The sequence below is a fragment of the Micromonospora sp. NPDC002717 genome (genome assembly GCF_040295705.1).
Lineage (GTDB): Bacteria > Actinomycetota > Actinomycetes > Mycobacteriales > Micromonosporaceae > Micromonospora.
In genome coordinates this window covers 1-13475 of record NZ_JBEOVW010000011.1, presented here as the reverse complement: position 1 = coordinate 13475, position 13475 = coordinate 1, and the positions used below count along the sequence as shown (strand labels likewise).

Below are 13475 nucleotides of genomic sequence, written 5' to 3'. Positions count from 1 at the left end.
GCTTCGTCGCTCTCCACCCGTTACAGTGACTTTGTGCGTTTTGACCGATTGATCCGGCGGCGGGCGGGCCTGCTGGCCGTCGCCGTGGGCGTACCCCTGCTGCTGGCGGCCGTCGGGGCCACGGGCTGGGCACTGACCCTCGACCGCACACCCCCCGCGCCTCCGGTCGTCGCGCCGCCCACGCCGACCGCCGCCGCGCCGAGCAGCGCGGCCCCGACGCCGGAGCGGGTGCCCGTCGCCGCGCCCGCGCCCGACGACCTGCCGGTGGTCGACTACGGCCCGGCACCCACCGGATTCCCGGCCGACCCGGACACCCTGGACACGACGCCGCTGACCGAGGGCCTGCACCCGACCCGCGAGATCGCCGCCTACACCGCCCCCGGCGGTCGACCGCTGGCCTTCCTCGCCCCCACCATCAACGGCGTCGAGCTGACCATGCCGATCGCCCAGCGGCGCGCCGGCTGGACGGCCGTGCTGCTCCCCTCGGCCAACCGCACCCTCGCCTGGCTGCCGCCCGGCGGCTTCACCACCGTGCCGCTGCGCGACCAGCTCGTGATCGAGCGCAAGCCGCACCGGCTGACCTGGTACCGCGCCGGCCAGGCCGTCCAGTCCTGGGAGATCAGCCTCGGCCAGCGCGGCCAGGAGACCCCGCTGGGCCGGACCTTCATCCTCGGCCGCACCCCGCCGCCGCAGGACGTGTACGGGGGCGTGGACATCTTCGCCCTCGGCGCGGTGCCCGACGACCCGGAGTCGGTGCCGGCCAGCCTGCGCGGGGCGCACATCGGCATACACAGCTGGTACCACGACGGCGAGCTGGGCATGAAGACCACCAACGGCTGCATCCGGCTGACGAAGAGCGGGCAGCGGAAACTGCTGGCCGAGGTGCGCCCCGGCACCGAGGTGGTGGTGGTCGACGAGCTGCCCGTGCCACCCCCGACCGCCTGACGGCGTCGAGCCCGGCAACTGCTGCGAAAGTGGGCCCGTCGGCTGTTGAGCAGGTGGCGTCAGCCGCCGGCCGTACACAGCGGCACGTCGGGGATGGTCTGCGAGCGTTTCACGATGTCCCACAGGAACTCGCTCTCCAGGTCGGCCTTGAACTTCGGCCGGCCGGGAAGGCGGTCGCCGATGAGTTTCCCCAGCTCGCCGTCGATGTTGATCCCCATGCCGAAGCCGCCCTTGATGACCAGGTCGACCCGGGTGCACCGGGCCAGCGGAGCACCGAACGCCGAGCCGTTGGTCACCCCCGCCGCGAACCGGAACTTCGCGTACGGGCCGGCGGAGGCCCCGGGCACCCCGAAGCCCAGCGAGAACTTGAACTCCGGCGCGATCACGAGCCCGCTCGGGCCGAGCGTGATGCCGCTGATCGAGTCCATCATGCTCGTGATGACGCTGAACGTGGGCACCAGCGGCGTACCCGACTGCATCCCGAGCGCTCCCACCAGCCCCCACTTGCCGGACGCGGTGAGCGTCGAGTTCTTCCCGGTCAGCGCCGTCTCGAGGACCAGCTTCACCTTCCCGACCAGCACCATCGGGAGGCCGTTGACCATGATCGGTTTGTTGAAGATCTCGGCCGGCACCTCGAGTTTCACCTTGGAGTTACTGTCCGTGCCGCCGCCGAGCCCGGCCTGGAGCTTGACCTCCAGCGACTCGAGGCCGTGCAGGACGGTGCCCGGGTTCGCGGCGATGGTGCCGGCGGTCAGGGCGACGTCCGTGGTCAGCCGCAGCGTCTTGAAGCCGAGGGTGATGTCGGCGCCGAACTTCAGGTGACTGCCTTCCTTGCGGTACACCGAGACGGTCAGCCCCTTGGCATCGAGCGCGGTCGTCACACCCCAGTCGTTGAGGGTGACGTCCAGCTTCTCCTTGGCCGGTGACGGCAGCTTCTGGTCCGACCCGGCGATCTTCCCGACCGGCTGTTGCGGCACCGTCACGGCGGCGAGCCGGCGCGCCGGGGCTCCCGCGCCGAGACCCGGTGGACGCATCGGCGTCACGGACGTGGTTGCCGAAGACCGGCTCACCAGGGCCGCCTCGCGGACGACGCCCGCCCCGCCGCTCGTGGCGAACACGGTCGTCGGCTGCCGCGCGCCCGGGTCGGGCGTGCTGCTGGCCGGGTGCAGGTCCGTGTCGGCCCGATCCGGGGTCGTCACGGTCCCGGGCAGGTCCGGGATCTCCTGGATGCCGATGCTGTCGGTGCCGATGTCCGCGACGTCGATCGCGGCGTCGACCTTGATCCGGCCGTCGCGGATGACCTCCTGCGGCTGCACCGGCACGAGCGTGACCGCGACGTCGCCGCCGACCCGCTCCTTCGCCGCGACCCGGCCGACCGCCCGCGAGGTCAGGAACATGACCTCGCCCACGTCGAGGTCGCCCAGGCCGCGCACGCCGCCGTCGATCGTCCAGACCAACCCGTCGCCGCTCACCGACCGGACGGCCGCCGCGCCGCCGTCGACCACGACCACGTCCGGCTGGTACGTGAACCCGGACGGATCCTTCGCCGGGGACTGGCCGTAGCGGGCCGTCAACTCCGGCGACTCCTCGGCTGAGGTGCCGCCCGGGGTGGACGAGCAGCCGACGAGCGCCAGGCAGCAGATGACCGCGAGCGCGACGCGCGCCCTGGTGCCGCCGCGACGCGGCGCAGCCGGGAACAGTCGAAGCGTCATGCCGCGACGCTAGGCGCTGCCGCGCGCCGCGTAATCGGTCGTTTCCCTATCCTTCGAGCCCCGGATCAGCGGGGACGCTGCTCCCCCGCGTCTGCGGGCTGTCGGCGCCATGTTCTCCGGCCGGCCCGCCCGCCCACGCGTCGACCGGCGGACGCGAACGCCTCGCCGCCGGTCAGCGCGGCGACGGTCTCCGCGTTGCGGTCCCGCACCCACCCGGCAGCGTCCGCACCACCAAGATCTTCCAGCCAGAGGTACGGATCATCGCCCTCAAGGGTCAGCCTCGCCACCCTCGCAACTATCCCGACGAGCGGCCCGCATCCATGCCCAGATGTCGGCATGGCGACTCAAGCCCAGGGGTGTGACGTGGGAGCCTTCCGCCCGTGTGGTCAGCACCGGCCCGTCGGCGGCGGCGGGCGACCCTGGTAATCCGGGTCACCCGCCCGAGCGCCACCAGAGCGGGTCAGAGTTCCTGCACCCAGTACCCGGTGACGTCCATCCAGCCGTTGCCGGCCGCTCCGTACTTCCGGCCGCTGCTGGCGGTGGACAGGGTGTACCAGGCGTCCACGAAGTCCGGGTCATCGGTGTACCAGGAGGTCGGGATGGCGTCCAGAATCGCGTTGACCAGCGGGGTGTACGCGCCGCCGTCCACGATCACCAGCAGCGCGCCGGCAATCGCCTTGACAAGTGCGGAGTAGTTGGTGTCCCCGTCGTCCTCCATCATGACCACGTCGGCCAGGTTGTACTTGTACGACGAGAAGTGCACCAGCAACTGGTTCGGGTAGTACGTGGTGCCGTCGTTGTCCAGGTACGGCATCTGCACCAGGTCGACCTTGACCTTGCCGTCCAGCCCGAACCCGGCCACGATGTTGTAGATCTCGGCGCCGCCCTTGATCCAGGGCTCCTTGTCGTCGGCGAGCCGGACGGCATCGACCTTGGTGGCCCAGTAACCGGCTGCGGCGGTCACCCCATCGCCCGAGGCACGGGACGCGGGCGGCACCGGAGCCGCCTGGCGGATGCCCCGCGCGCCCAGTTCCTCGCGCATCACCCTCAGACCGGCGGAAAGCGCCCGCTCGGTGTCCACGTCGACGAGCAGCACCGGCCGCTGCGGCACCTGGGCGGCGTCCAGCACCACCGTGCCGCCGGAGCGGTCGTACGCGGTCACGCTCGTCGCCGAGTCATCGGTCGGGGTGGCGGCGACCAGCGGCGCCTCGCCGCGTGCCAGTGCCGCGCGCATGTCCGGGTGGGCCAGCCGCAACCGCAACAGCGAGCCGGTGCCGGCTGGCAGGCCCTTGGCGGCCAACAGCCGCTGGTTGGCCGAGCGCAGGTCGCCAGCAAGCCGTCCGCTCACGTTGGCAGCGAGCAGGTCAACCGGGCCGTTCGCGGCGGAGGTGGTCAGCCTACCCATGGTGGACCGGTCGGCGAAGGCGTCCGCCACCTGGCGGGCCACGCCGTCCATCACGGTGAACACGGGGCTGGCGGCGACGGTCGCCGGCGCAGGTGCGGAATGGTCGGGCCGGGCGTACGCAGGGGTGGCGACCGCTGCAGCCAGGGTGGTGGCCGCGATGCCCAGCGACAGGGCGGCGCGACGGAAGGTACGTGGGTTCACGAGGGCTCCTCTGCGTGTCCCGGCCACCGGCTGTGACGGTGATCGAGAGATTCGTGACGTCTATGAGATAGATATACGTGGATTGAAAATTCGTCAACGATCCGCTGGTGAACGCAGCGCGAACGGACCACCTCGTACCGCGACCAACCTGTCCGCACGACACGTATGCGGCCACGCTCGTCCGCCCCGCACTCCCAGCGCCGCTCGATGCAGGGCCCAGCGCCTCCGCGACCTGCCCGCGCAGATCATCACCAGAGCTTCGACCTGCGCCTACAACGCATGGGAGCACTTTCCGGGGGTAGTCCGCAGGCATGAGGGCGAGTTTCCGGCTCGGCCGGATCGCGGGCGTGCCGGTCGGAGTCAACTGGAGCGTCCTGGTCATCTTCGTGCTGATCGCCTGGGCGCTGTCGGCCAACCAGTTCCCCCGGGCCTACCCGGACCGGCCCGTGATCGCGTACGTCCTCGCGGGGCTCGCCGCGGCGGTCGTCTTCTTCCTCGGCCTGCTCGCCCACGAGGTCTCCCACGCGATCGTCGCCAAGCGCAACGGGCTGGAGGTCGGCAGCATCACGCTGTGGCTCTTCGGCGGGGTGGCCGAGCTACGCGGCGAGGCGCCCAACCCGGGCGCGGAGCTGCGCATCTCCGGCATCGGCCCGCTGGTGAGCCTCCTGATCGGGCTCTTCTTCGGCGCGATCGCGGTGGTGCTCGCCCTGGCCGGGGTCGACGGGCTGCCGCTCGGCGCGCTGGCGTGGCTGGCCGGCATCAACGTGCTGCTGGCGGTCTTCAACGTGCTCCCCGCCGCCCCGTTGGACGGCGGGCGGCTGCTGCGCGCGGCGGTCTGGAAGGCGACCGGCGACCGGACGAAGGCATCGGTCGTCGCCGCCCGGGCCGGCTGGGTGCTCGGCGCGCTGCTGATCGGCCTGGGGCTGTGGCAGTTCCTGGCCGGGGTCGGCTTCGGCGGGCTGTGGCTGGCCCTGATCGGCTGGTTCCTGATCGGCGCCGCCGGCATGGAGGAGCGGCAGGCCCGGATGGGCAGCGCGCTGCGGGGGGTACACGTGGCCGACGTGATGACGCCGCAGCCGCAGACCGCGTCGGGGCAGATGACCGTGGCCGACTTCGTCGACCACTACCTCTTCGCGTACCGGCACACGGCGCTGCCGCTGACCGAGGACGACCGGCCCGTCGGCCTGGTCACCCTCGACCGGGTCCGCGGCATCCCGGCGGACCGCCGGGATGCCACCACGCTGGCCGAGGTGGCCTGCCGCGCCGACGAGCTGGTGCTGGCGCGGCCGGAGGAGCCGCTCAACGACCTGCTGCCCCGGCTCAGCGAGTGCGCCGACGGGCGGGCGTTGGTGGTGACCGACGGCCGGCTGGTCGGGATCGTCTCGCCGAGCGACATCAGCCGGGCGGTGCAGCGCGGCAGCCTGCGCGAGTAGATGGCCGGCCGCCCCGGCCGCTAGTCCCGGGGGAGGTAGCGGTCCAGCAGGTCGGTGCGGAACGTGCCGGCCGGGTCGAGCCGGCGCACCAGGTCGAGGAAGTCGGCGTACCGGGGCCAGGCCGCGGCGACCGCCGCCGGGGCGAGCCCGAAGACCTTGCCCCAGTGCGGGCGCGGCGCGAACGGCGCGAGCCGCTCCTCCACGGCCGCCACCACCGGCAACACCGCCGCCGGGTCGGCGATCCAGGTGAAGTGCACGGCGAGGCTGTCCCGCCCGTGGTTCGGGCTGAGCCAGAGCGCGTCGGCCGCCACCGCCCGCAGCTCGCAGACCTGGAGCACCGGCGCGATCAGGTGCGCGACCGGCGCCAACGCGGCCAGCACGGCCGCCCCCGCGTCGCGCGGCACGTGGTACTCCGACTGGAGTTCGTCGCCACTGCTCGGGGTGAACCCGAGCCGGAAGTGCGGCAGCCGCTCGTGCCACGGCCCGGGCACGCCGAGCTGCGGGGTGCAGTGCTCCGCCGGCATGCCGGGCACCGGATGTCGCGGCGTGTCGGCCACCGTCGTGCCCAGCCAGTCCGCCGGGGGTGGGGCGGCGTCCGCGCGCTGCTTCAGCCACACCTCCCGCAGCCGCGGCCCGCGGAAGTCGGTGAAGACGCTGACGCTGTACGCCGAGGCGAACGCCGCGTCCAGCGCCTCCGGGGGCAGGCCGAGGCGGACATACTGGCGCAGGTCGTACGCGGGCACCACGTCGAGGGTGAGCCGGGTGACCACGCCGAGCGCGCCGAGCGAGACGACCATCCCGGCGAACGTGTCCCCGTCCGCCGCCCGGTCCACGGTCAGCAGGTCGCCGTCGGCCGTCACCAACTCCAGCCCGACGACGGACGTGGCCAGGTTGCCGACCGTCTCGCCCGAGCCGTGGGTGCCGGTGGCGACCGCCCCGCCCACCGAGATGTGCGGCAGGGAGGCGAGGTTGGCCAGAGCGTACCCCCGCTCGTGCAGCCGGGCGGCGAGGTCCCCGTACCGCATGGCGGCCGGCACGGTGACGGTCCGGCGGTCCGGGTCCAACGCGACGGTCGCGGGCATCCCGGCCAGCGAGACCAGGTCGCCGGCGGTGTCCCCGAGCCGGTTGAAGGAGTGCCCGGTGCCGACCGCCCGGACGCGGTCGCTGCCCGCCACCAGCCGGCGCAGCTCGTCGAGGGACGACGGCCGGTGGCGCCGGCGGGCGGCGTAGCGGACGTTGCCCGCCCAGTTGGCGCCCGGCACCGCCCGGCCGGTCGCGCTGCCGGTCGCGTCGTCGGGCGGGTCTGCACCGCCTCGGGGGCGCGGCGGGCCGTCCGTCCGGGCCGCCGCGGCGCCGTCGATTTCCACGCCGATCCCCCTGCCCGTGACCGTCGGGGTGGGCCGACCGTGGACGGGTGTCCGCCGGTCGGCGACGGTTACCACCGCCGTCGTCGGGGAACCCTACGCCGATGAGCAGCTACCGCGACCCCGCCCCGCGGGGCGACGTGTCCGCCTCGCGGGACGAGATCGACCCGACCGGTGCCGGGCCGGCCCCGCCGGGGGCGCCGCCGGCCGGGGCGGACCCGGGGGGTACGACGCCCGGGCCCCGACCGACGCCCGCGCCCCCGCCCGCGCCGCACCCGGTGCCCCACCCCGGGCCGGCGCCCCGGGCCGGGCAGCTCACCCGCGGCACCGCCCCGGCGGGGCCGGATCGGGCGCCCGGGAGACCGCCGGCCGCGCGTGCCTGACGGCCACCCGGGCCGCTGCGCGGCTCAGAGCTGCGGCATCACCTCGGCCGCGACCAGCTCCAGGTGGTCCAGGTCGGCCAGGTCGAGCACCTGGAGGTAGAGCCGCTCGCTGCCGATCTTCGCGTACCGGCCGATCTTGTCGACGACCTCGGCGGGGGTGCCGGCCAGGCCGTTGGCGCGCAGCTCGTCGGGCTCCCGGCCGATCGCAGCCGCCCGCCGGGCCACCTCGGCGTCGTCCCGGCCGCAGCAGAGCACCAGCGCGTTGGACCAGCACAGCTCGGCCGGGTCCCGGCCCGCCTCCGCGCAGGCGTCCCGGACCCGCCCGAACTGGGCGGCCGAGTCCTCGACCGAGGCGAACGGCAGGTTGAACTCGTCGGCGTAGCGGGCGGCCAGGCGGGGCGTCCGCTTCGGGCCCATGCCGCCGAGCAGGATCGGCGGGCGCGGGTCCTGCACCGGCTTCGGCAGGGCCGGCGAGTCGCTGACCGGGTAGTACGTGCCGGCGAAGTCGAACGTCCTGCCCGGCGGCGTCGCCCAGAGCCCGGTGATGACGGCGAGCTGCTCCTCCAGCCGGTCGAAGCGCTCCCCGAGCGACGGGAAGGGGATCCCGTAAGCGGTGTGCTCCTCGGCGTACCAGCCGGTGCCGATGCCCAGCTCGACCCGGCCGCCGCTCATCTGGTCGACCTGCGCCACCGTGATGGCCAGCGGGCCGGGCAGCCGGAAGGTGGCGGCGGTCATCAGCGTGCCCAGCCGGATCCGCCGGGTGTCCCGGGCCAGTCCGGCGAGGGTGGTCCACGCGTCCGTCGGGCCGGGGTCGCCGCTCACCGAGCCCATCTTCAGGTAGTGGTCGGAGCGGAAGAAGGCGCCGTAGCCGGCGTCCTCCGCGCAGCGGGCCACGGCGAGCAGGTCGTCGTAGGTCGCGCCCTGCTGGGGTTCGGTGAAGATCCGCAGTTCCATGGCCCGAGCATAGGGAGCCGGCCCGGTCCCCGCCGGATCTCGCCCCGCCCGCACGCCGGACCCTCGACGCATCTCAGAGCTGACCGAGGCCGGCCTGCCGGGCGCGCTGGATCGCCTGGCCCCGGTCGGCGACCTGGAGCTTCGTGAGCACGTTGGACAGGTGGTTGCGGACGGTCTTCGGGCTGAGCGTCAACCGCCGCGCGATCACCACGTTGCTCAGCCCCTGGGCGACGAGGTCGAGCACCTCGCGCTCCCGGTCGGTCAGCTCGGGGAACGGCACCGGGCCGGCCGCCCGGGCACCGGCCAGGAAGCCCACCGCCCGGGCGGCGACCGCCGGGCCGAGCAGCACCTCGCCGTTGGCCACCGCCCGGACCGCCCGTTCCACCTCCCCCGGCGCGGCCCCCTTGAGCAGGTAGCCGCGGGCGCCGGCGCGCAGCGCCGCGAAGACGGAGTCGTCGTCGTCCAGCATGGTGACCACGAGCACCCCGATCCCGGGGTGCCGCCCGACGATCTCCCGGGTCGCCTCCACCCCGGACCGGCCCCCGAGGTGCAGGTCCATGACCATGACGTCCGGGCGCAGGGTGGCGGCCACCCGCAGGGCCTCGTCGGCGTCCGCGGCCTCGCCGACCACCCGCAGGCCGGCGGTGCTCGCGAGCAGCGCGGTCATGCCGAGGCGGAAGACCGGATGGTCGTCCACCACCGCGACCCGGATCACCCCGCCGTCCGTCCCGGTCACCGCGCCACCGCCACCGTCCGTCCCGGTCACCAGGCCAACCCCCACCGTCCGGCCCGCAGCCGGGCCACCCTCACCATCCGTCCCGGTCACGACGCCACCCCCACCGTCCGGCCCACAGCCAGGTCGACGGCCGTCCGGTCGCCGGGGCCCGGCGACGCCGCGCCGTCGGGCGTCGACACCACCGACGCTCGACCTGGGTGCGGCGGCGGCGTTGCTGGTCCTGCCCCGCGCGACGACACCGCGACGTGCGGCGGGCTCGTCGGGCCCGTGCCGGCGGTGCCCGCGCCCTCCAGCGGCCACGGCGCGCGGTCCGGGGGCCGCTCCGCCCGGGCGCGGCTGGGCACGGCGCACCGGTCGGCGGGCACCCGGACGCTGACCAGGGTGCCCCCGGCCGGCCCCGGACCGACCGCGCACGTCCCGCCCACCCCCTCGGCCCGCTCGCGCATCGACAGCATGCCGACGCCGGGCGGTGCCCCCGGCGGGATCCCGGCCCCGTCGTCGGCGACGGTGAGCGTGAGGCCCGCCTCGTCCATGATCAGCGCGATGCGGCAGGTCCGGGCGGCGGCGTGCCGGTGCGCGTTGCGCAGCGCCTCGGCCACGATGCCGTACACAGCGGTGGCCACCGGCTCGGGCAGCGGCAGCGGGTCCGCGTCGACCTCGACCAGGAGCGGCGCGCCGTCGTACCGCCGGGCCAGCTCGTGCACGGCCGGCACCAGGCCCCGCTCGCCCAGCACCGGCGGCAGCAGGTTCCGGGCGAGGTCGCGGACCTGCTCGACGCTCTGGTCCATCTCGTCGCGCAGCCGGTCCAGCAGCCGGCCGGCCGCGTCGGGGTCGACGGCGAGCAGGTTCCGGGCGGCCTGCACGCCGAGCGCCACCCCGGCCAGCGCCGGCCCGAGGCCGTCGTGCAGGTCCCGGCGCAGCTTGCGCCGCTCGGAGTCGCGGGCCTCGGCCAGCCGGGCCCGGGACGCGGCCAGCGCGCCGCTGGTCGCGGCGAGGCTCGCCGCGGAGGAGACCAGCGGCACCAGGTCGAGCAGCGCGGCCCGGGTGCGCCCGTCCAGCCGCTCCCCCGCCCGGGCCCACGCGGTGAGCCGGCCCACCTCGCGCTCCCCCCGGCGCAGCGGCAGCACCAGCGGCGCGCCGGGCGGCCCGGCCGACTCGGCCCGCGCGGAGCAGCCCTCGGGCCCGTCCACTTCGATGGCGCAGGCGCCGAGGCGCAACAGGTCGGTCAGGCTGCGCGCCACCTCGGTGAGCACGTCGGCCGCGTCCCCGGTCGCGCTGATGCGGTGCCCGACGCGGCGCACCACGCGCAGCGGCTCGGCCGCCGCGCCGTGGATCAGCTGGTCCACCCGGCGCTGCACCCGGATCCGGCCCGGCTGCACGCCGATCGCGACCAGCGCCGTGACGAGCGCCCCGGGCACCGCCGGGGTGGCCGGCAGCAGCGCGTCCAGCACCGACACCCCCAGCACGTACGCGGCGACCAGCAGAAACGTCATGAGGAACCAGACCAGGGTGCGACGGACGGCGATCTCGATGCCCCACAGCCGCTGCCGGAGCACCACCGCCAGCACGGCGGCCGGGAAGAACGCCTGCGAGGCGAGCATCGCGACGGGGGCCGCCTCGTCGGGCACCGGCCGGGCCCAGCCTTCCGGGAGGGCCACCGGCGCGAAGCTCAGGGCGAGCAGCAGCGTGCCGACGGCCAGCCAGCCCAGCCCGACGCGCTCGGCGGGCGCGCCCCGGCGACGGCGGGCGGCGACCCCGGCGGCGGTGAGCAGCCCGAGCGCGGGGACGGCCACCAGCAGGGCCGGCTGCACCCGTTCGATGAACTCCGCCCATCCGGCGCTGGCGATCGGCAGCGGCGCGCCCGACCCGCCCGCGCCCGGCCCGGGCCAGGTGAGCTGGAACAACACGTAGCCGGCGACGACCACGGCGCCGGCCAGTACCGCCGCCCGGGCCGGCCGCGGCAGCCGCCCCTCCCGGACCAGCCAGGGCAGCACCACGATCAGCGAGAGCATCCCCGGCGCCCAGGCCCAGTGCCGAGCCGAGGTGAGCAGCACCGGGTCGGGCAGCCCGGGGTGCACCCCGAGCAGGTCGACGTACTGGGCACTGAGCGCGGCGACCCCGCCGCCGAGCCCGGTGGCGGCGAGCAGCCAGGCGACCGGGTGGCCCCGGCGCAGCAGGATCAGCCAGGCGACCGCGCCGTAGACGGCGCAGTCGGTGAAGTCGACCAGGAAGTAGAGCTGGGACAGCCCCCAGGGCCGGCGGGCGAGCACCCAGCAGCCGGCGGTGGCGACGAGCAGCAGCGCACAGCCGACGAGGACGAGCCAGGCGGCGACCGGGTGCCGGCGGTCGCCGTGGGTCGCCGCGGGCGGGGGCTGCTGGACCGACATGCCGAGAATCCTGGCAGTCGCGGGGCCGGTTGGTGATCCCCCGACGTTCCACTCCGAATGTCGGTCCGGCGACAGTCGCCTGCGATGCGGGCCGGTTCGTCCCGGCCGGGTGGACGTCGCGCGGCGCGGGATGTCCCGGGCATCCGGTGCCGGTGTCCCTGGCCACCGGGTCGCCGACGGGTCCACCGTGGTGGGTGAGCCACGACGCGAGGAGGAACCCATGGAGGAGCGGCACCGGGACCGGCTGGTCGGGGCGGTGGACGCGCTGGTCCCGGAGGTGTCCCGGCGGGCCGGGGAGATCGAGGCGGCACGGGCGCTCCCCGCCGACCTGCTCGACGCGCTCCGGGCGGCCGGCTGCTTCCGGATGTTCGTCCCCCGCAGCCACGGCGGGTACGAGGCGGACCTGCGCACCGGGCTGCGGGTGCTGGAGACGCTGGCGCGGGCGGACGGCTCGACGGGGTGGACGGTGATGATCGGCGCGGAGACGCCGCACCTGCTGGCGATGCTGCCGCGCGACCGGTTCGACAAGCTCTACGCCGACGGGCCGGACGTGGTCGTCGCGGGCGGCTTCGCTCCGCAGGGGCGGGCCGAGCTGGCCGACGGCGGCTTCCAGGTCACCGGCCGGTGGGCGTACGCGAGCGGGGCGCGGCACGCCGACTGGATCTTCGGCAACTGCGTGCTGACCGGGGACGGCGAGCCGCTGCCCGGACCGGCGGGGGCGCCGCCGGAGGTGCGTTCGATGCTCTTCCCGGCCTCCCGGTTCACGGTGCACGACACGTGGCACGCGCTGGGCCTGCGCGGCACCGGCAGCCACGACGTCGAGGTGGCCTCCGCGTTCTGCCCGGCGGAGGAGAGCTTCGACCTGTTCACCGGCGCGCCCTGCGTGCCGGGGCCGGGCTTCGTGGCACCGCTGGTCCACTTCGTCCTGCACCTCGGCGCGGTGGCGGTCGGCATCGCGCAGGGCGCGCTGGACGACATGGTCGCGCTGCTCGACGGCGGCCGGCAGCGCCTCTACGCCCGGCAGTCGCTGGCCGACTCGCCCGCCTTCCGCCTCCAGCTCGGCCGCGCCGACCTCGACGTGCGGGCGGCGCGGGCGTTGCTGCGGGACCTGGCCGACGACCTCTGGGCGGCGTGCGCCACGGACCCGGCGGCGATCCCCGGGCTGCACCCCCGGATCTCCGCCGCCCTGCCGTGGGTGTCCGAGCGGGCCGCCGCCGCGGTCGACATCTGCTACCGGGCGGCCGGCGGTGGGGCGGCCCGGGACTCGTCCCCGCTCCAGCGGCGGTTCCGGGACATCCACACCTTCAGCCAGCACGCGGCGGCGGCCGAGGGCTGGCTCGGCAACAACGGCGCCCGGGTGCTCGGCCGGCCGGTGGAGCTGGCCTACTGACGCCGGGGCGGGGCCGGCCGTGTCGCCCGAGCGCCCGGGACGCCGCCCGACTGCCCAGAACGCCGCGTGACTGCTTGGGACGCCGAGCGGCGAACCCGCCGAGCGGCGCACCGGCGGCGCCGTCCCGGTCGGCGACGACGCGCACCGCACAGCTCCACGCCGACCGCAGTCGGCTGGCTGACGGATCGGCGGTCGGGTAGCGGACAGGACGCCGGCCACCTCGGCGTCGCACTGTTGTAGCAGGTGAGAGGCGTAAGGATGGCGGGCCACATCCCATTCCTCGGGTCCGGCGGGGACAGCACCGTCCCCGCCGACGCCGCCACCACCGAGCCCGGCCCCGCGACGGCCCCCGGCGTAACGCAGCGCCGACCGGCCCGCGCACCGCGAGGCCGCGCTCCGGCAGCCACCGTCCCGGGCGCCAGGGCCGGTGCCGCCCCACCGACACCGACGTCACCACTCCGGCGGCCGTCGGGCCGCGCGGCCCGACGGCGCGCCGAGCGCGGTCGGCGGGTCGTACCCCCCACCCGGCTCCGGCCGCGCCGGCGCGGGATCGGAAGATCGGCGT

10 protein-coding genes are annotated in these 13475 nt (G+C 75.4%); 3 read left to right on the top strand and 7 right to left on the bottom strand.

Features of this window, described 5'->3' with window-relative positions; all coding sequences use genetic code 11:
• Positions 1 to 33 precede the first annotated feature (33 nt).
• Positions 34 to 945: a L,D-transpeptidase gene (locus ABT006_RS18000; RefSeq protein WP_350707693.1), complete on the top strand. Its 912-nt coding sequence runs from the start codon at positions 34 to 36 to the stop codon at positions 943 to 945.
• Positions 946 to 1004: 59 nt separating this feature from the next.
• Here the strand turns inward: ABT006_RS18000 and ABT006_RS17995 are convergent, their stop codons facing one another.
• From ABT006_RS17995 to ABT006_RS17985, 3 genes are all read right to left on the bottom strand, one after another.
• Positions 1005 to 2657 (bottom strand): condensation domain-containing protein, encoded by a 1653-nt coding sequence (locus ABT006_RS17995; RefSeq protein ID WP_350707692.1) that lies wholly within the window; start codon positions 2655 to 2657, stop codon positions 1005 to 1007.
• A gap of 65 nt (positions 2658 to 2722) precedes the next feature.
• Complete coding sequence (locus ABT006_RS17990; RefSeq protein ID WP_350707690.1) at positions 2723 to 2944, bottom strand: hypothetical protein; 222 nt, start codon at positions 2942 to 2944, stop codon at positions 2723 to 2725.
• 173 nt (positions 2945 to 3117) lie between these two features.
• Entirely contained in the window at positions 3118 to 4263 is a 1146-nt protein-coding gene (locus tag ABT006_RS17985; RefSeq protein ID WP_350707688.1) for a DUF3103 family protein, read from the bottom strand.
• 311 nt (positions 4264 to 4574) lie between these two features.
• On the opposite strand from ABT006_RS17985, the gene ABT006_RS17980 reads away from it, so the two are divergent.
• The gene (locus ABT006_RS17980) at positions 4575 to 5696 is read left to right on the top strand and encodes a site-2 protease family protein (RefSeq protein ID WP_350707686.1); all 1122 of its coding nucleotides are present in this window, start codon (positions 4575 to 4577) and stop codon (positions 5694 to 5696) included.
• Between the two features lie 20 nt (positions 5697 to 5716).
• Here ABT006_RS17980 and ABT006_RS17975 read toward each other — a convergent pair whose 3' ends face one another.
• The 4 genes from ABT006_RS17975 to ABT006_RS17960 form a co-directional block, all read right to left on the bottom strand.
• Positions 5717 to 6958 (bottom strand): FAD-binding protein, encoded by a 1242-nt coding sequence (locus tag ABT006_RS17975; protein ID WP_350708012.1) that lies wholly within the window; start codon positions 6956 to 6958, stop codon positions 5717 to 5719.
• 509 nt (positions 6959 to 7467) lie between these two features.
• Positions 7468 to 8397, bottom strand: a complete 930-nt coding sequence (locus ABT006_RS17970) for an LLM class F420-dependent oxidoreductase (RefSeq protein WP_350707684.1) — start codon at positions 8395 to 8397, stop codon at positions 7468 to 7470.
• 73 nt (positions 8398 to 8470) lie between these two features.
• Positions 8471 to 9163 (bottom strand): response regulator, encoded by a 693-nt coding sequence (locus tag ABT006_RS17965; protein WP_350707682.1) that lies wholly within the window; start codon positions 9161 to 9163, stop codon positions 8471 to 8473.
• A 56-nt stretch (positions 9164 to 9219) separates the two neighbouring features.
• Positions 9220 to 11520, bottom strand: a complete 2301-nt coding sequence (locus ABT006_RS17960) for a sensor histidine kinase (protein ID WP_350707680.1) — start codon at positions 11518 to 11520, stop codon at positions 9220 to 9222.
• 220 nt (positions 11521 to 11740) lie between these two features.
• Between ABT006_RS17960 and ABT006_RS17955 the strand changes: the two genes are divergently transcribed.
• A complete protein-coding gene (locus tag ABT006_RS17955) occupies positions 11741 to 12910 on the top strand; it encodes an acyl-CoA dehydrogenase family protein (RefSeq protein ID WP_350707678.1) in 1170 nt (389 codons plus the stop codon).
• Positions 12911 to 13475: the final 565 nt, after the last annotated feature.